The organism is Bacillus sp. RC252 (assembly GCF_044909215.1).
GTDB lineage: Bacteria > Bacillota > Bacilli > Bacillales > Bacillaceae_G > Bacillus_A > Bacillus_A mycoides.
In genome coordinates, this window is sequence record NZ_JBIYDV010000022.1 from 1 (window position 1) to 19,732 (window position 19,732).

Below are 19,732 nucleotides of genomic sequence, written 5' to 3' on the forward strand. Positions count from 1 at the left end.
ATTCGCTCGACTTGCATGTATTAGGCACGCCGCCAGCGTTCATCCTGAGCCAGGATCAAACTCTCCAATAAAGTTAGTTTGTCTAGCATCTAAAAATAAAAATTGACGTTCACGTTGTTTGTTTCGTTCAGTTTTCAAAGAACTTGTCTGCCGCTTCAAAAGCGACTTCATCATATTAACATCTTCATTTTTCGATGTCAACTATGTTTTTAATTTTCTTTTTTGTCGTTTTCTGCGTTTCCGCATCAGCGACGTTTATTAATATACCATCATGGTTTTTAAATAACAAGTATTTTTTATAAAAAAATACAAAAAGTTATCTATCCTACTTTCTTCTATAGAAAGAACCCTTATCCTTTCTACTAAAAACATTCATTTTGATTGTATACAAGTTACTATACACTATCATCAACCAGGCAGTATTTCACAATAACTTCCTAACCTTTAGTCTTCTCTTTTTTAAATTTTATAATTAACATAGTTCTACTTAAGAAGGACAAATAATTATTTAAATGTAGAGTAACAAAAAACGAGGCCACTATACTAGAGCAAAACTTTAATTCCTGATTTTTCTCTCCAATCAGGAATTTTGCTTCCACAAATAACAAACTTCCCCTCGAAATATTAACTTAAGATTATTGTTAGAATTTTTTTACATTTAATTAATGAAAGATATCCAATTTTTGTTATATAGTAAGAAAGTGCCCACAAAACTATAAATAAACTAATGGAGGAATTATTTTATGAATAGGTTAACAAAATTTTCATTAAAAAACCGAGCCGCTATTATTATCATGGTTTTTCTCATTTCCATACTCGGTGTTTATTCCGGCTCTAAATTACCTATGGAATTTTTACCAAGCATCGATAACCCTGCAATAACTGTTACGACATTATCTCAAGGGCTCGATGCTGAAACGATGACCAAGGACGTAACTGATCCCCTTGAAAAACAATTTCGTAATTTAGAACATATCGATGGCATCACTTCTTCCACACATGAGGGATTATCACGCATCGACATTGCATATACATCCAAGGCAAATATGAAAGACGCGGCACGCGAAGTCGAAAAAACAATTAATACGATTAAATTACCTAAAGATGTAACTAAACCTGTTGTTAGCCAATTAAACACTTCTATGATTCCACTCGCTCAAATTACCATCCAGAAGCAAAACGGATTTTCAAAAGCTGACGAAAAACAAATTGAGAAAGAAATCGTACCACAACTCGAAAGCATTGATGGTGTTGCCAATGTTATGTTTTTCGGAAAATCAACTTCCGAATTATCCATCGCACTTGATCCTAACCAACTAAAAGATAAAAACGTAACATCACAGCAAGTATTAACAGTTTTACAAGGAAAAGAAACTTCCACTCCAGCCGGAGCAATTACCGTTAATAAGGCAGAATACAATCTTCGTGTCATCGGGGATATAAAAAATGTAAATGACATAAAAAACATCACCGTTACACCTCAAGTAAAATTACAAGATGTTGCTCAAATTGAATTAAAACAACATTACGATACAATCTCGCACATAAACGGGGAAGAAGGAACAGGATTAATCATCATGAAAGAGCCGAGTAAAAATGCGGTTGCAATCGGAAAAGAGATTGATAAAAAGATTAAAGATATAAGCAAGCAATATAAAGATCAATTCTCTATTAAACTTTTAGCTTCAACTCATGAGCAAGTTGAAAATGCTGTTACTAGTATGGGAAAAGAAGTAATCCTTGGGGCAATTGCTGCAACTCTCATTATCTTAATCTTTTTACGCAGCTTCCGAACAACACTCATCGCTGTCGTTAGTATTCCATTATCTATTTTATTAACACTATTTTTACTCCATCAATCTAACATCACACTTAACATTCTAACTCTTGGTGGCTTAGCCGTTGCAGTTGGACGTCTCGTCGATGATAGTATCGTTGTCATCGAGAATATTTTCCGTCGTTTACAAAAAGAATCTTTCTCTAAAGATATTATTCTCGATGCAACAAAAGAGGTCGCCGTCGCAATTACCTCTTCTACTTTAACGACAGTCGCCGTTTTTTTACCTATCGGTCTCGTATCGGGAGTAATCGGAAAACTAATGTTACCTATGGTATTAGCAGTTGTGTATTCTATACTTTCTTCCTTAATTGTGGCATTAACAGTCGTTCCACTTATGGCTTTTTTACTGCTCAAAAAAACCAAACGTCGCAATTCACATTCTTCACCGCGATATGTCGCTACATTAAAGTGGGCTCTTTCTCATAAGTTTATCATTCTACTCACTTCTTTTTTATTATTTGCAGGATCAATTGCAGCCTACATACTACTTCCGAAAGCTAACATAAAGTCTGAGGACGATACAATGCTTTCCGTTAACATGACATTTCCAGGTGATTATGATTCTGAAGCTAAAAAACAAAAAGCCTTTGATTTCGAAAAGAAACTCCTCTCTAATTCTGATGTAACAGATGTTATTTTGCGAATGGGATCTAGCACAGAAGATGCACAATGGGGACAGACAACTCAAAACAATCTTGCAACTATATTTGTAGTCTTTAAAAAAGGATCTGATATCGACCAATATATTAAAGAATTAAAAAAGGATCATAATACTTTTGAACCAGCTGAACTTGATTATATAAAAACGAGTTACTCTGACTCTGGAGGCGGAAACAACTTACAATTTAACGTAACCGCTACTAACGAAACAAATTTAAAAAAGGCCGCTAACATCGTCGAAACAAAACTAAAAGGTATGGACGATCTCTCTAAAGTAAAAACAAATATGGAAGACTCTAAAAAAGAATGGCAAATTCATATCGATCAAACAAAAGCGGAACAACTCGGTTTAACACCAGAATTAGTAGCACAACAAGTATCATTCCTTATGAAGAAATCTCCTATTGGGGAAATCTCAATCAATAATGAAAAAACAATCATTATGATAGAACATAAAAAGGCATCCATTAACAAACAAGAAGATATTTTAAACACAAACATACTATCACCTATTAACGGACCTATTCCTTTAAAAGACATTGCAACTATTTCAGAAAAGCAACTTCAAACAGAAATCTTCCATAAAGATGGGAAAGAAACGATACAAATTACTGCAGAAGCTTCAAGTGAAGATTTAAGTAAAGTAAGCGCAGAAGTAAATAAGGCTATAACCGACTTAGATTTACCTAACGGAGCAAAAGTAAATATCGCAGGCGCTACCGAGTCTATGCAAGAGAACTTCACAGATTTATTCAAAATTATGGGGATCGCAATCGGGATTGTATATTTAATTATGGTTATCACATTCGGGCAAGCACGTGCTCCTTTCGCGATTTTATTCTCTTTACCATTAGCTGCTGTCGGCGGTATTTTAGGATTAATCATTTCAAGAACACCTGTTGACGTAAATTCATTAATCGGCGCATTAATGTTAATCGGGATTGTCGTTACAAATGCTATTGTATTAATAGAAAGAGTGCAACAAAATCGGGAAAACGGTATGGAAACCAGAGAAGCCTTACTAGAAGCAGGATCTACTAGATTACGCCCAATTATTATGACAGCTATAACAACAATCGTCGCTATGCTACCACTCCTCTTCGGGCAATCTCAAGCAGGAAGTATGGTATCGAAAAGTCTGGCCGTCGTTGTAATCGGTGGTTTGGCAGTCTCAACCGTTCTTACATTAGTAGTCGTTCCCGTTATGTATGAACTATTAGATAAAATCGGGAGAAAAAGACGCTCCCGCAGAAAAATAAGCACTTCTACAGAAACACCTGATATTTAAACTAAAAGGCGTTATCTTCATAATTGAAGATAACGCCTTTTTATCCCTCTATCTATCCATAATATAATCCATCACTTTTTTACCATACTTCTCTAGCGACTCTCCAGAATCCACAATAAGATATTCACCATGTAAAGGCCTTTTACTGCCAGCCAGACATTTTTTAAATGCTACCTCTGATTCTACTTTTGTAATTTGACTTATCTTACGTTCACGCGTTTGTAACCTACGATTAATTTCTTCTATATTATTAAGATAACATTCAATATATTTATATGTAGCACCATGTTTCTGACATAAATCTATTCCTTTTTTAACCATCCCTTCATAGAGACATGGACTATCTAATATCACACTGTGCTCTTGCTCCAACAAAAAATCGATCAGTTCCCACTCAATATCATAGGAGATCCCCCCAACCACTGTTGGTTCAACACCTTTTGCCTTTAATGATTTTAATAAAGCTGATTTCACGACGTCATGATCTACAATAACAGCACCTGTTAACTTAGCGATATACTTAGAAAGAGTCGACTTCCCTGATCCAGGAAATCCCGACATTTGCAGAAAAAACACCTTCAAACCCCTCCCTATTTTCATCCGAATATCCACATATCAAATTACCTATTCAACAACTCTCCTTCTTTTCCTTCCAGCAACAAAATGACCGTAAAAAACTCCCTGTTTTATAAACAGAGAGTTTTCATCTTCAACTTATGCCGCTTTTACCTTCCTCGTCGTTTTACGACTTTTTTTCGCTCCTGTAAAACGCTTGTGTAATACAGATGCTACGAAACGAGAAATGATATTAAAGAGTAATACCATAATAATTAATACCGCTGCAGATTTTGTTGCAATTAACTTCGCATCCGGGATAATCCCTTCAGAGTTTAATTTCCAAATGTGAACAGCTAACGTTTCAGCTGGTCTAAATGGATTTAAAGGATGCGAGGGGCTCGAGAAGTCCGCTGCTGAATTTAAAATAGGTGATGTTAAACCCGCTGTATAAATTAACGCCGCAGCTTCACCGAATATACGGCCTGCCGCTAAAATAATACCTGTAATGATTTGTGGTAACGAAGACGGGATAATGATGCGGGCAATTGTTTGCCATTTCGTTGCACCCAGTCCAAGACTCGCCTCTTTTACATTATGAGGAACTTCAGAAATCGCATTTTCACAAACACGTGTTAAACCAGGCAAATTCAAAATAGTTAAAGCAAGAGCTCCACCCATTACTGTATATCCCCAGCCTGTCATGGTAACAAATACTAATAAGCCAAATAGTCCAACAACAATAGAAGGTAAAGACGCCATTGTTTCAATACATAAACGAACAAAACTTAAAAAACGACCTTGTTTTGCATACTCCGCTAAATATATTCCAGCCCCTAGTCCAAGAGGAATAGATATAATAAGTGTTATAACAAGCATGTAGAAAGAATTGAATAACTGTGGACCAATTCCCCCACCAGCTCTTGTATTGCTTGGTTCTCCGAATAAGAAACTAGGATCCCAAAATCCCCATCCCTTTTGCAGAATTTCGTACATTAAAAAAGCCAGCAAAGCTACAACTAAAGCTGCAACCCCATAAAAGATACCTGTCCAAACTTTATTTACCGTTCTTGCATTCATTATTATCGCTCACCTCTTTGACCAATCGCTCGAATTACTAAAATAAACAGGAATGAAATAACAAGTAAAATCATTGCTAACGTCCATAGCGCATTGTTCCAAGCTGTTCCGTTCAATGTATTCGTCATATCCATTGTCAGAATACCTGTTAACGTTGCTGTTGGACTATATATTCCTTCCGGTAATTTAATCGTGTTCCCGATTACCATTTGAACCGCTAACGCTTCACCAAAAGCACGCGCTAACCCTAAAACTATACCTGTTAAAATCCCTTGTTTTGCAGCAGGAACAATAACTCGGCTAATCGCTTGCCATTTCGTCGATCCTAGACCGTAAGAAGCTTCCAAGTAATCAAACGGAACAGAGCGTATTGCATCAGAGGCAATACTAGCAATAGTAGGTAAAATCATAATACTCAGGACAATAATACCCGCAATTAAACTAAATCCCACTCCACCGAACGAATCCCGTAATAGAGGAACCAAGATCGTAACCCCTAATAATCCGTATACAACTGATGGAATACCAACTAATAATTCTAAAACAGGCTTTAATACTTTATTCCCAAACTTCGGCGAAATTAAATTCATGAATATAGCAAGAGCTATAGCAATTGGTGCACTAATGACAACAGCACCTAACGACACAAGCGTCGAACCGACAATAAAGATGACAGCACCATACGTACCTTGATCAGCATTTGGATTCCAGTTTATCGAAGTTAACACCTCAGAAAATGAGATACCACTTTGCGTGAAAGATTGAATTCCTTTGCCGCAAATAAACGCAATAATAGCTAATGTAATAAAAACAATAAAGATACCGCAAAACGTAACAAGTGATCTACCTATATATTCACTCTTTACGTAATTAATTTGTTTTTTCCCCTTCATCACAGGACAGACCCCACTTCATAGATTGCATTGAACAGGACTGGCCTTGCAGCCAGCCCCATAAAATTTTATTACTTATTTAATTTAGACATTGGGATGTAACCCATATCTTCTACTTGTTTTTCGAAATCTTTACCTTTTACATAATCAATGTAAGCTTTTGTCGCTTCTTTTGCCTCACCTTTAGTTACCATGTACTCGTAAGACCAGAATGGATATTTACCAGCAGAAATATTTTCAACTTTCGGTTCAGATCCATCAATTTTAACCGTTTGTAACGCACCTTTTTTCTCACCAACCATGTAAGACATTGCTAAGTAACTAACTGAACCTGGAGTAGAGTTAATCGCTTGCTCTACAGCACCATTAGAATCTTGTGTTGTACCAGTTCCATCATTAATCTTCGCGTCTTTCATCACTGTCTTTTCAAAAGTAGCACGTGTACCAGATGAAGCTGGTCGGTTAATTACATTGATTTTTTCATCTTTTCCGCCTACTTCTTTCCAGTTCGTTACTTTTCCAGTGAAGATATCTTGCACTTGTTTTACTGTTAAGTTATCAACTTTTACATCTTTATTTACGACAAGTGCGAATGCGATACCCGCAACTTTGTTATCTACTAATTCTTTTGCTTTTTCAGCATCTTTTATTTTATCTCCAGCTGGAACATCTGAGTTACCAATTTGTACTGCACCAGATGCTACTTGGTTAATCCCAGTTCCACTACCGCCACCTTGAACTTGAATAGAAACTTTTGAATTTTTCTCCATGAATTTCTTTCCAGCTTCCTCCGCAAGAGGTTGAAGAGCTGTAGAGCCAGCCGCTGCAATCGTACCTGATAATTCTTGTTTTGCATCGCTACCTTTAGCAGCTTCCTTATTATCCGTACTTTCTGCTTTTCCACATCCAACTAATGCACCTGCAACAACTAAAGCCGCTAAAGAAAATTTAATACCCTTTTTAATAACCATGTCTTGTACCCCCATTTGGATTATCACTTTTCGAATTCATCTTCTTTCGAACACAAATTCATTGTAGGACAACAATATTATGTGAGTGTTAAGCAATTTTTAAGTTTAAGTAAATAGAGATAACATCCCCTAAAAGCTAGACATTCCAACATTTACAGTTGAAAAAGCCAACAAAACCCACACTAAACACGTAGTATTGTAAATTTAATCTTAACAATGTAAATTCAATGTAAATATTTTTCTTTATTTTGCCCTTTAGATTAAAACTATATTTACAATTCCTTTATATTTTTTAACTTTCACACTCTTACTTCATTTACATTAAGAAGAATTCCAGTAATATTTTTCGGTACAACTAAATAAATTGGAACAATTCTAAAAATATTTGAATATTTTTAAAGTACTAATTGACAGCATCATTAAATGTAGTCTACTATATTAGTATCAAAAAGTTTACCTAAGGAAACTTTTTAAACTAAAACTAAAAATATAGAGATGAGGTAACTTTTATGGTATCGGCTAATACTAAACCCCTTTCCGAATTCAGAACAGGGGAATTTGTACAAATTGAGAAGATACAATTAGAAGGAACTATGAAACGACGCTTATTAGATTTAGGCTTTTTTCCTGGAGCGACAATTAAAGTATTACAACGCAGCCCACTTGGAGACCCAGTCGCTTATCAAGTAAGCAACACAACTATTGCACTGCGTAGTGAAGAAAGCTCCCTTATTTTCGGGGTATTAATAGGAGATGATTTCAGATGAGTAACCATCGCATTGCGTTAGCTGGTAACCCGAATACCGGGAAAAGTACATTATTTAATACTTTAACAGGCTTAAAACAACATACTGGAAACTGGACGGGGAAAACTGTTTTAAAGGCTGAAGGGGAATATAAGCATGGCGGAAATATATATACAATAATAGATTTACCTGGAACTTACTCACTGTATTCAAATTCGGCAGATGAAGAAGTAGCACGAGATTATATTATATTTGAAAAACCAGAAGTAACTGTAGTTGTTATAGATGCAACTGCAATGGAGAGAAATTTAAATTTAGCACTCCAAGTGATGGAAATGACAAACGATGTGGTCATTTGTATTAACTTAATTGATGAAGCGGAGAAAAAAGGAATCATTATTGACGAAAAGAAATTAGCAAAATCACTCGGTGTACCTGTAGTGAAGATTTCTGCTCGCAACCGAGTAGGCATTGGTCATTTGCTAAATGTCATCGCTAAAGTAGCAAATAAAAAACTAATTCCAACACCAATTAAAATTACTTATAACGATAAAATCGAAAATATGATTCAGGAATTAGAACCACAAATTTATAAAGTATTCGGTGATACGTATCCAGCACGTTGGATTGCATTACGTATATTAGATGGAGATAAGAATTTCTTAACTACACTTCAAAAACACCATAACGAACCACTTGTAAGGGAGGTCATAATCAATGGAATCTCACTCAGCCAGTAAAGCTCTTCCACTGGACTATATTGTTCAACATGCACAAACACTTTCAAAAGAAGATATACGAGATGATATTGTCGGAGATATTTATCGAACCTCCGCAAGTATATGTAAAGAAGCTGTTCAATATACAAATACCGATAAATTGTATCGTTCTGAAAAACTAGATAAAATTTTCACATCTCCAATCTGGGGATTCCCAATTATGCTCGGTATTTTATCTATTATTTTTTATCTTACAATTGCAGGCGCTAACGTACCTTCTGATATGATCGCTAAGTTCTTTGGCTGGGTAGAAGGATATTTAACATCTTGGTTCCAAGCAATGCATGCACCAGAATGGCTACATGGCATTTTAATACTTGGTTTATTCCGTGGTACCAGTGCTGTTATAAGCGTTATGTTACCACCTATGGCAATCTTTTTCCCTATGTTCGCGCTATTAGAAAACTACGGATATTTACCACGTGTCGCATTTAACATGGACCGCTTATTCAAACGATCTGGTGCACATGGCAAGCAATCTTTAACAATGGCAATGGGATTCGGTTGTAATGCAGCTGCCATCATGTCAACACGTATTATTGAATCACCACGTGAACGTATGCTTGCAATCTTAACAAACAACTTCGTTCCTTGTAACGGTCGCTGGCCTATGTTAATTTTAATGGCTTCATTATTTATGGCTGCTGGTTATACAGGTAGTATGCAAACACTTGTTACTGCTGGCGTTGTAGTTGGAATGGTTGTAATTGGTGTCATTATGACATTAACCGTTTCTTGGGTACTATCAAAAACAGCTTTAAAAGGTGTTCCGACTCACTACACACTTGAGTTACCACCGTACCGTAAGCCAAAAGTTTGGAATACAATTGTACGCGCAACACTCGATAAATCAATATATGTTTTAAAACGAGCTGTAGTTGTAGCTGCCCCTGCAGCTGCATTAACTTGGTTACTTGCTAATATTTTCATCGGTGACACAAGCTTACTTATGTATTTTGTAAACTTCCTAGATCCATTTGCTAAAATGTTAGGACTTGACGGGTTTATTCTAGCAGCGTTTATTCTTGGACTACCAGCTAATGAAATTGTTATTCCGATTTTATTAATGTCTTACTTATCAACTGGCGCTTTAACTGAAATAGATGATTTTAATCAAATTAAAAATCTATTCTTAGAAAATGGTTGGACTTGGTTAACAGCGTTAAATACAATGTTGTTCTCACTCCTTCATTTCCCTTGTGGAACAACACTAGTTAACATATATAAAGAAACAAAAAGTGCAAAATGGACATTTTTATCGTTTGCAATCCCTACTGTTATTGCCATTGTTGTTACATTCCTCTCTACACAATTGGTACATTGGTTAGGGCTTGTATAAAGCAAAGCATACATAGAAGGTATCCCCCTTCACATATGCTTTGCGCGAAAGAAACCTGAAATTATTCAGGTTTCTTTTTTTCTTTCCACGGCTGAGCTCCATACGTTGTGAGTTTTTTATGAATGGAGTATATGGCTCCCGGAAGAACCGCCATTAATATCGTGCAACTAATTCCTAGTCCAGTAAACAACTTAAATCACCTTATTTCACTCTCTTCGGTAAAGCTGAACCTGAATGCTCAATTGTCGGATGAACATGAACAGTAACCTCAGCATTACTAAAATAATTTTCACCTTGATCCCAATTCTTATCTATCTTCTTCCATTCTTTATAATTATGCCTCTTATATACTTCCCCTAACGCTAATACATCTACCTTATATTTTTTTTGAACAAGCTTAATAGATTTTTGGATACGCTTCTCCATTTCCTCCGCAATGCTTTTCTTTAATCGCTTTTCATTCATAATTTGTTTATGATCACTAAAATGCAACTCTGCTAAGGTCCCTTCCAAAGATAAATGGATATCAAACTTCGGTTTTGTAGCATTTTCCGTAGATACTTTAATCTTTCGGTGCATCTTATGAATTTCATATGTAATAAGCTGCTCTTGTTTACGGATAGTAAAGAACCCTCCAATTTTTTTACCTATTACATAATTCATTCCTAATGTTTCTTCTCCATTCAAACTACCTACACACTTATTATCCTTCCCACGAAATAACGCCGCCCCGTTCATTTGCACCCCTTGTTTTGTTAGTTCAAGAATAGGTAATACGAAACTTCGGTTAGCAATCATTTTTTGCTGTACCTCACCAATTCTTGCAGCCTCAATCATTTGGGCATTTTTCGGAGGATGCTCAGCTAACATATCAATATACTGTGCCGGTAAGTTCTCAGGCTTGGCACTCTGCTTTAAAATAGCTTCTGCATTTTTCTTAGAAACGAACAAACGAATATTTCTTCTCATCTCATGATCGCGAATATATACATCTAACGTATTTTGTAAAACATATGGATTCGCTAGTAAATCTTTAGAAAAAATTATCACTTGTATATGCGGAAAGAATAATGAACGACTAATTTTTTTAGCAATAATTCGTATTTGCTCAAAGACACTATCTGCTTTCGCACTAACATTAATATAATTTTCACTATCTCCACCGCCTTGGCCACCTTGCTGTGCTAGCTTACTGGGAAGTACCATCTGATACGTCCCTTTTATAATTGGATTCGATTTCTTTTTTTTCACAATATCATAGGCTGCACCTACTACAAATCCTCTTTCTTCTATTTCTTCTAGCTCAGAGCACCCACTTATAGATCCAGCTAAAACCATAACCATTATAATTTTAAGAAGGTGTTTCATTTCTACCATTCCTTCTTTTTATTTTATATACAATAAAAACTAACAAAGGTGCTAACACGACAAAGCCCATATCTATCCAAGCTAAATACGTTCCGTAATTTGATAAAGTATCTAAATTACCAGGGATCATATTCAGCATAAAAATCATAGGAGCACTTACGAAAATAAAAATATGTTTCTTAACTTTCGGAAACATAGCGCAAAACAATAGAGATGCAACGTCATAATACATTGCTGTAGTGTTATAAATAGTAATAATCCAAGTAGTAAAAAAGATCGCATCGAATCTTTCTAAAAACCCCCCACCAATTTCAATCTCCTTCCCCAATTCAATCGTTGGATATGTTAATCCCCGGGTTGTCATATATGTAAAAACACTAATACAAGTTAAATAAATTAAAATGTAAGACAATACGTTTACCATCACAGCTTTTGCAACTGCCATCGGCGCCTTTTTTGCTGTCTCGTTTAACATCACTGCATAAAATAGCGCTACCTCAAATCCAATAAACGTAAAAATAGAATTTTTAACCCCAACAGCATATTTACTTACGTCCGTTTGAAAAGCAGGTAGTAAATTATCTATTTCCATTAAGTTCACATTCAATAAAGAAAGCAGCACGATCGCAATTAAAACGATTGGTAAAAATAAAACATTTAACCTTAATAAAGCAGCCCTAGATCCAGCAATTCCATAAACAACAACTAACAAAAAAAAGAAGGATAACAATTGTATTGGTGTATCACTAAATAAATAAGTTTGTGAAATAATTGAAATTTTCCGGGCCTCATATGCTGTCAAAGCAGCAAATGTTAATACTAAAATGCTACTAATTGTGTATGCAACAGGCTTCGTCAAATGTGCACTTGTATATTGAACAAAGTTTTGTTTTGGGAATAAAATAGCTATCCTCGTTACAAACCAACCTAAAACCGCACATATCAATCCACCCAAAAGCAAAATAATCCAACCATCCGAAAATAAAGTTTGGTCAGCAATATCTCGAGGCATAGATAATGCACCTATACCGATAATTGTTGACGATACCGCAAAACCAAGTTCCCGAGATCCAATTTCTTCATCCCCATATTCAAATGGCCTCAATTACTCTCGCTCCTTTGGACGTAGTGTAGAGTCTTTCGTTTGTAAATATTCTGGTCTCTCTTTTAACATTGATTTTGGTAGACGAACCAATTCTTCTTCCCAATCTTTATAAAAAGCAGGAGCAATAGGTGTTGTATACGGTACCCCAACACTCTTTAAATTTGTAATATGGATTGCAAGTGCAATAAGAGCTAAAATGATTCCGTATAACCCAAAAGCAGTTGCAGCTAACACGAAGACGAAAAGTAAAATTCGAAATGTAATCGTAATGCTATATACAGGAAGTGAAAATGTAGCAATTGCGGTAACCGCAATAATAATTACTAAAAACGGATTTACAATCCCCGCATTTACTGCCGCTTCTCCAATTACAAGACCGCCTACGATGCCAATTGTTTGTCCCATCGGTTTCGGAAGCCTAATCCCGGCTTCTCGTATTAATTCCATCGTTAATGCCATCATTAACGTTTCTATATAAGCAGGAAACGGTACCCCTTCTCTCGCTCCCGCAATGGAATAAGCTAGTTTAGATGGAATAAGCCCTTGATGATACGATACAAGCGCTACGTACATGGCAGGTAATAAAACAGCAGCAATACCTGATCCCATACGTAACATTCTTAATAACGTTCCAATTATCCAACGCTCATAATGATCTTCTACAGATTGAAAAATATCAACAAATACTAGTGGAGCTATAAGAGCAAATGGTGACCCATCTACTAAAATGGCCGCTTTCCCTTTCGCCAATGCAGCCACTATATTATCTGGTCTTTCTGTATTTAAAAACTGCGGAAACGGCGATAAATTATTATCTTGAATTAATTGCTCAATCGTTCCTGTCTCAAAAATGACATCTGTCACTATTGATTGAAGACGCCGATCTAGCTCGTTTACGATGTAAGGGTTAATAATATCCTCTATATATACTAGGGTTACTTCTTTCTGCGATCGCTTCCCCATAATATAAGATTGAAACCGTAACTTCGGATCACGTAAACCACGGCGAATTAACATTTTATTCACATTAATATCTTCATTTAACCCAACCCTCGGTCCACGAATTAAATCTTCTGTCACTGGCGGTTCTAGACTTCTTTTCTCCCAAGCCCTACTGTTAACAACAATAGCCGTTTGAATATTATCAATTAATATGACTGTATCTCCTGCTAAAACCGCATTTATAATATCTGGAAAAGTCGTCTTCATACCGACTTCTGCAATAGAAATAAAACGATCCAATAATGTCTGAACCACAGCTGCTTCATTTGGTATTTCTTCATATTGAAGTGTACGAACTACATATTTATAAACATTATCCTTATCTGTCAATCCACATAAGAAAACAACCGCACAACGTGTAAAACTACCAGCAAGAGCAACTTCTCTAATTGTTAAATCATTAGGTGAACCTAACTCATCTCTAATTTCCTTCATAACTTCAAACAAGTTACCTTTTAGCTCTAACAATTTCCCCACCTAACTTCCTTTTCAACAAGTTTTTAGTTAGATTCCGCTAATAGAAGAAAATATATACAAAAAAGAGCTATCTCTTTTCGAAGATAGCTCTAACATACGAATTACTTTTCTACTATTATATTATTGGTCTTTACAGATACATTTCTTGTGAATCCACTAACTACAAGCATCACAATAATGTTAACTAACAACGCGACTATACCTACATTCAAATCTTTCATATACTGCGGGACACCCGGGAACATCGTAGCTATAGTAGAACCAGATAAGGTGATATATGCGACAATTAACAACCCAATTCCCATCCCCGCAATCGCACCTTGTTTCGTAATAATTTGACGAGGAAACAAACTACATACAAGCGCAGGGAAAAGTTGCGTAACTATACTGTATCCCATTAAAAGAAGAGCACCTATCGTCTCTCCACCTTTAAAGGTAAATAATACGGCAATAAGCGTCACGACAGGTACAAATAGCTTAGCTGCTTTTGCAACTTGTTTATCAGAGGCGGATGGTACCATCGTTCCATAAATATTTTTTGCTAATAATGTAGAGGCGGCCATAACAAGCATGGAACCGGGAACTAATGCCGTTAACACCCCCGCACTACCAATAATCCCAATAAACCAAGGATCAAACGTTTGAAGAGCCAGACGGAATAATGAAAGATCTACATCCGCTCCCTTTAACCCTGGAACTTGCAAGATAGCAGCAAAACCTGCAAAGAACACAAAAAGCAAAACTAAAGAATAGAGAGGCATAATTGCTGCATTTTTCCTAAATACTTTTTCACTTTTCGCTGAGAAAGCTGAGGCAAATGTATGAGGCCACATATAAAAACCGAGAGCCGTTAATATGATAGTAGAAACAAACCAAGAAATACTCATTCCCTTTTCAGGTAAAGATAAAAAACCTGGTTTTGCAGCTTCTACAGCTTCAAACATCGGTTGAAATCCTCCGTAATAGTGATACGGTAAATATATACCTAAAAACATAACGATGAATAGTATCATAATGTCCTTCAAAGCAGCTGTCCAAGCCGATCCATGTATACCTGAAACCATTACATAAATAGTTATAACAATAGCACCAATCCATACCGCAATAACAGGTGTCACTCTTCCATAGGAAGCTTCCGAAACGATAATTCCTAATCCCTTTAATTGCAAAACAAGATACGGGATAATCGAAATAACACCAATAATTGAAACAATTACCCCAAGCGTCTTACTCCTGTATTTCTTCGCAAAGAAATCTGATTGTGAAATGAGGTTATGTTCTTTTGCATACTTCCAAATTGGAGGCAATAAGAAATACGATAAAATATAAGCTAATGCACCATACCCTAAAATATAAAATGTAGGAGCTCCTTTACTATAAGCCCAGCCACTTCCTCCTAAAAATGTGAACGTCGTATAAATTTCCCCTGCCATAAGGAGAAAAACGAAAATAGTTCCAAATCCTCTTCCTCCAACTGACCATTGTTCTAAATTCATATCTTTTCCATGTTGTGCCCGAATTCCTAAAAATAGTGCGAGAAACAAAAATATAATAATGATAAATAATGCAGTCATTTTACGTCCCCCTTATTAGCAGGATCGAATACGTACACAAGACCCATACAAAGAGACGTAATGAGCACTGATAATAGTACCCAAAATAATAAAAATGGCATCCCCCATACGTAAGGAGTGACCGAATTTGCAAATACTGGTCCAACTACTAAACAAAGAACTGGAATAAGTGCTAGCACGTGTATTTTCTTCATCTCATTCTCCTTTACTTATAAAATTCATAATGGATGATACAAAGACTTCCACTCCAATTGGTAATGCGTCTTCGTCAATTGTAAAACGAGGGTGATGATGCGGATATACAATTCCCTTCTCTTCATTTCCTGCTCCTATAAAAAAGAACGTCCCTGGTGCCTTTTGTAAAAATGCTGAAAAATCTTCTCCTGCCATCGTTGGTTGTAAACGAACAACCCTTTCTCTTCCATAAAGCTGTAATGCTGTATGTTCAATAAGCTCTGTAACTTCATAATCGTTCACAACTGGGCGATATCCATATTCATAAGAAAATGTATACTTAGCACCGTAGGATTCTGTAATATGTTTTACAATCCTTTCAAGCTTCTTCTTTGTTTCTTCTCTTAATTCATGCCTTAAACTTCTCACTGTCCCTTCAATCTCCGCTTGTTCCGGGATAACATTATGAGTTGTCCCAGAATGAAATTGTGTAACAGATACTACGAGAGAATCTAACGGATTCGTGAGGCGAGATACAATTTGCTGAATTTGCGAAACTACTTGCGCACCAATGGCGATACTATCAACTGTTTCATGCGGAATTCCAGCATGCCCACCTTTTCCCTCTATCGTAATTTTAAAAACGTCCGGCGCCGCCATCGCAGGACCATAAATTACACCTACTTTTCCAACCTCTAATGACGCCCAAAGATGAGCACCAATAATGTAATCCACACCTGTCATCACTCCCGCTGCGACCATTTCCTCTGCACCGCCCGGAAAGTTTTCTTCTGCATGTTGAAATAAAAAGCGAATCTCTCCTTTAACTTTCTCTCTTTCCTCTACCAACTTATGTACTACACCAAGCAATATTGCCATGTGACCATCGTGACCACACGCATGCATCACACCTGGATATATAGAAATAAAATCAAACTTATTTTCTTCATGAATAGGAAGAGCATCCATATCAGCACGAACCGCGATAGTTTTACCAGGCTGCCTACCAATTAACCTTGCCATTACACTATATTTAGTAGGCCTTGAGACTTCTAAATACGGGATTTCCCGAAGTATGTCGAATACAAATTGAGATGTTTTTTCCTCTTGAAAAGATAACTCTGGATACTTATGAAAATGCCTTCTCCACTCAATCAACTGATTCTTTGATAAAACAAGTTCCTTTGCGACATCCATTTCTCTTCTCCCCTTCTTTACCAAGTTAAATGTTATTATAGCGTGAATTGTTAACTTCTAAAAGAATTTTCAGAATTTTCTACAATAAATATTCAAAAAGAAAAAGCCATCGCAAGATGACTTTTCATTTTATAAAATAGTAATTGCTTGTTTCCCCATTTGCTCCCATGCCTTTTCAAATTCAGCACGAGGAACAGCGAAACGTGGATTGTTTTTTAGAGGATCATTTACATATACAAAGTTTTGATCGTATCCAACCACTACTACACTATGCTCAAAATATGTAATTTTCACTTCACCAGAACTTGTATTCCATGTTTCAAAACTACTTTCAGCTAGCGGCTTAAACGTTGTATTAATAATAACCCATACTGGAGAGCCAGAACTAATTACTTTATATAGATCTTGCACGTCTCTACCCGTTAAATTAATTACTTTTTCAGGAACATACTTTTCTGCTAAATTAAAAATCGGTTGATTATATACACCGTATCCCGGCTCAGCTTTCGTGTAAATATTTCCAACGAATCCCTCATAAGGATTTCCACGCAAACCATTTTGTTCAAATGGAACACGATGAATTTCGCTAGCAAGTTGCATCTTATCTACTTGTACACCTTTATTTTGTAGTAGCATAGCTAAACTTGTCACTTCACATCCACGAGGTAATTCTGGTAATTGTTTTATAAATGGAACATCTTCAATCATAGCCGCTTCTTTCATTTCAGATAGAAAATCTAAGCGTAGCACTTGCGCCTTTTGTATAATTTTATCTTTCCCTATAAAAAACGCGGCAGCTAGTATAATTCCAAAAACAAAAAGATATTTTAGCTTTTTCATTATAAACAAAACTCCATTAATTATTATTTTACAGACACAACTCTTATCATTGTACCTTTCTTCTTACTAGTTTGCTAGAAAGATTCTGTGAATTATTATTCACACTTATATCGTTGTAAAATTCTAATTATTTTTAATAAAAAGAAAAAACAATATACTTTTTCAGAATTTTTTGCTAAAATAAAAATCATTAACCTAGTGAAGTAATTGATTTTATTTCACTAGGTTAATAAACATTCTAAGGTATTTAGTCATAGTTATCTTTTACATACTCAGTTCACAACAAAATAAGCCGAGTATGTTTTTCATCCCCCACTAATGATTAAAAACCCAGAATGAAATCAAGTTAACACATACAAGAAAATATGGGGTGAGGGGCATATGAATCAATAAGTAGAACAAACAGATCTAAAACGAACAATGAAAAGTAGACACCTATTCATGATCGCACTTGGCGGAGTCATTGGAACGGGATTATTTATGGGTTCTGGACAAATCGTCCATAATGCAGGACCAGGCGGAGCTATTCTCGCATTTTTAGTCGGTGGTTTCGTTATGTATTTAACGATGTTATGTCTTGGTGAATTGTCAGTGGCTATGCCAGAAGCAGGTTCATTCCAAAGCTATGCAAGCAAATTTATTTCACCTGGTTTTGGATTTGTTGTCGGTTGGATGTATTGGTTAAATTGGGCTGTTACAGTTGGAGTAGAGTTAACGACTGTTAGCATTTTAATGAAACGCTGGTTTCCAGACGTTTCTTCTTGGATTTGGTGTGTTACATTTGCAGCAGCACTCTTCCTTGTGAACGCTTTATCAGCAAAAGCATATGCAGAAACGGAATTTTGGTTCGCAAGTGTAAAAGTCGCAACAATTGTTATTTTCATCGTACTCGGTGGTGCAGTTATGTTCGGTCTACTCGACTTTAACGGAAAACCAGCTCCGATGCTTCACAATTTCACTGAAAATGGCGGGCTATTTCCAAACGGTGCATTAGCTGTTCTTCTTACGATGATTACAGTCAATTACTCCTTCCAAGGAACAGAACTAATCGGAATCGCTTCAGGAGAAAGTGAAAATCCTGAAAAAACAATTCCAAAAGCAATCAAAAATACAATTTGGCGAACTCTATTCTTCTTCGTCCTAGCAATTTCAGTTGTTGTCGGTTTACTCCCGTGGCAAGAGGCTAATCTAGTTGAAAGTCCATTTGTACTTGTATTTGATGTGGCTGGTATCCCTTATGCAGCGGACATTATGAACTTTGTTATTATTACAGCTGTATTATCCGTAGCTAACTCTGGCCTATACGCAAATTCTCGTATGCTTTGGGCAATGGCAAAACAAGGAATGGCTAGTCCAGCTTTTACGAAGTTAACTAAAAGAGGTGTACCACTAAATGCGTTAATTTTCAGTCTAATTTTCGCAAGCCTTTCTTTATTAACAAGTATATTTGCAGCAGATACTGTCTTTTTAATTTTAACTTCTATTGCAGCAATGGCTGCTGTTGTTGTTTGGATGTCGATTGCAGCTTCACAGTTTTTCTTCCGTAGAAATTTCGTGAAAAATGGCGGCGACATAAATGATTTAAAATACCGCACACCACTTTATCCAATAGTTCCAATCGTAGCTTTCTCACTCAATTTCCTTACATTTGTTAGTTTAGCTTTCATTCCAGATCAGAGAATTGCTCTTTATTGCGGGATTCCATTTATGATCATTTGTTACATTTTATACCAAGTGAAATATAAAAAAGTTGTCACATTTGAACAGAAAAAAATATAACTCAGGAAATAAACTAAATATACAAAACATTCAGCTATCTTCCTTATAATAAGATAGCTTTTTTC

General features: G+C 36.0%; 15 protein-coding genes, 1 rRNA gene and 1 pseudogene. 5 read left to right on the forward strand and 12 right to left on the reverse strand.

The annotated features are described in order from the left end of the window. Positions 1-71 (reverse strand): 16S ribosomal RNA (locus tag ABH960_RS24425); the annotation flags it as partial. Positions 72-743: 672 nt separating this feature from the next. Between ABH960_RS24425 and ABH960_RS24430 the strand changes: the two genes are divergently transcribed. After that, positions 744-3,788 carry an efflux RND transporter permease subunit gene (locus tag ABH960_RS24430; protein ID WP_404448944.1) on the forward strand — a complete coding sequence of 1,015 codons (3,045 nt, stop codon included), beginning with the start codon at positions 744-746 and terminating at the stop codon, positions 3,786-3,788. A gap of 48 nt (positions 3,789-3,836) precedes the next feature. On the opposite strand, the gene ABH960_RS24435 is transcribed toward ABH960_RS24430, so the two are convergent. The 4 genes from ABH960_RS24435 to ABH960_RS24450 all read right to left on the reverse strand — a co-directional run bounded on the left by ABH960_RS24435 (position 3,837) and on the right by ABH960_RS24450 (position 7,287). Further along, on the reverse strand, positions 3,837-4,364 hold the full coding sequence (locus ABH960_RS24435; RefSeq protein WP_404448946.1) for a P-loop nucleotide/nucleoside kinase family protein: 528 nt from the start codon (positions 4,362-4,364) through the stop codon (positions 3,837-3,839). Positions 4,365-4,502: 138 nt separating this feature from the next. Further along, the gene (pstA, locus tag ABH960_RS24440) at positions 4,503-5,423 is read right to left on the reverse strand and encodes a phosphate ABC transporter permease PstA (RefSeq protein ID WP_061689193.1); all 921 of its coding nucleotides are present in this window, start codon (positions 5,421-5,423) and stop codon (positions 4,503-4,505) included. A 2-nt stretch (positions 5,424-5,425) separates the two neighbouring features. Continuing rightward, positions 5,426-6,316: a phosphate ABC transporter permease subunit PstC gene (pstC, locus tag ABH960_RS24445; protein WP_404448948.1), complete on the reverse strand. Its 891-nt coding sequence runs from the start codon at positions 6,314-6,316 to the stop codon at positions 5,426-5,428. A 71-nt stretch (positions 6,317-6,387) separates the two neighbouring features. After that, positions 6,388-7,287, reverse strand: a complete 900-nt coding sequence (locus ABH960_RS24450) for a phosphate ABC transporter substrate-binding protein PstS family protein (RefSeq protein WP_113937941.1) — start codon at positions 7,285-7,287, stop codon at positions 6,388-6,390. Between the two features lie 509 nt (positions 7,288-7,796). Between ABH960_RS24450 and ABH960_RS24455 the strand changes: the two genes are divergently transcribed. The 3 genes from ABH960_RS24455 to ABH960_RS24465 are packed head-to-tail and all read left to right on the forward strand — an operon-like array spanning position 7,797 to position 10,151. Next, positions 7,797-8,054: a FeoA family protein gene (locus tag ABH960_RS24455; RefSeq protein ID WP_002090873.1), complete on the forward strand. Its 258-nt coding sequence runs from the start codon at positions 7,797-7,799 to the stop codon at positions 8,052-8,054. After that, a complete protein-coding gene (locus ABH960_RS24460) occupies positions 8,051-8,773 on the forward strand; it encodes a FeoB small GTPase domain-containing protein (RefSeq protein WP_002010621.1) in 723 nt (240 codons plus the stop codon). Before ABH960_RS24455 ends, ABH960_RS24460 begins: the two co-directional genes overlap by 4 nt. Beyond that, positions 8,751-10,151 (forward strand): nucleoside recognition domain-containing protein, encoded by a 1,401-nt coding sequence (locus ABH960_RS24465; protein ID WP_113770285.1) that lies wholly within the window; start codon positions 8,751-8,753, stop codon positions 10,149-10,151. The genes ABH960_RS24460 and ABH960_RS24465 overlap by 23 nt, the downstream gene beginning before the upstream one ends. A gap of 201 nt (positions 10,152-10,352) precedes the next feature. Here the strand turns inward: ABH960_RS24465 and ABH960_RS24470 are convergent, their stop codons facing one another. The 7 genes from ABH960_RS24470 to ABH960_RS24500 form a co-directional block, all read right to left on the reverse strand. Next, complete coding sequence (locus ABH960_RS24470; RefSeq protein ID WP_404448951.1) at positions 10,353-11,519, reverse strand: Ger(x)C family spore germination protein; 1,167 nt, start codon at positions 11,517-11,519, stop codon at positions 10,353-10,355. Beyond that, complete coding sequence (locus ABH960_RS24475; RefSeq protein WP_404448953.1) at positions 11,503-12,624, reverse strand: endospore germination permease; 1,122 nt, start codon at positions 12,622-12,624, stop codon at positions 11,503-11,505. Before ABH960_RS24475 ends, ABH960_RS24470 begins: the two co-directional genes overlap by 17 nt. After that, positions 12,625-14,103, reverse strand: coding sequence for a spore germination protein GerLA (gene gerLA / locus ABH960_RS24480; RefSeq protein WP_113937938.1), 1,479 nt, complete (start codon positions 14,101-14,103; stop codon positions 12,625-12,627). Between the two features lie 101 nt (positions 14,104-14,204). Then, positions 14,205-15,677: a sodium:solute symporter family protein gene (locus ABH960_RS24485; protein ID WP_404448956.1), complete on the reverse strand. Its 1,473-nt coding sequence runs from the start codon at positions 15,675-15,677 to the stop codon at positions 14,205-14,207. Next, entirely contained in the window at positions 15,674-15,871 is a 198-nt protein-coding gene (locus ABH960_RS24490) for a DUF3311 domain-containing protein (protein WP_002029838.1), read from the reverse strand. The genes ABH960_RS24485 and ABH960_RS24490 overlap by 4 nt, the downstream gene beginning before the upstream one ends. Before the next feature lies 1 nt (position 15,872). Further along, complete coding sequence (locus tag ABH960_RS24495) at positions 15,873-17,048, reverse strand: amidohydrolase (RefSeq protein WP_113937935.1); 1,176 nt, start codon at positions 17,046-17,048, stop codon at positions 15,873-15,875. 129 nt (positions 17,049-17,177) lie between these two features. Continuing rightward, positions 17,178-17,888, reverse strand: coding sequence for a C39 family peptidase (locus ABH960_RS24500; RefSeq protein WP_404448959.1), 711 nt, complete (start codon positions 17,886-17,888; stop codon positions 17,178-17,180). Positions 17,889-18,308: 420 nt separating this feature from the next. Between ABH960_RS24500 and ABH960_RS24505 the strand changes: the two are divergent. Then, a pseudogene (locus ABH960_RS24505) lies at positions 18,309-19,684 on the forward strand (amino acid permease). The last annotated feature ends 48 nt before the right edge of the window (positions 19,685-19,732 follow it).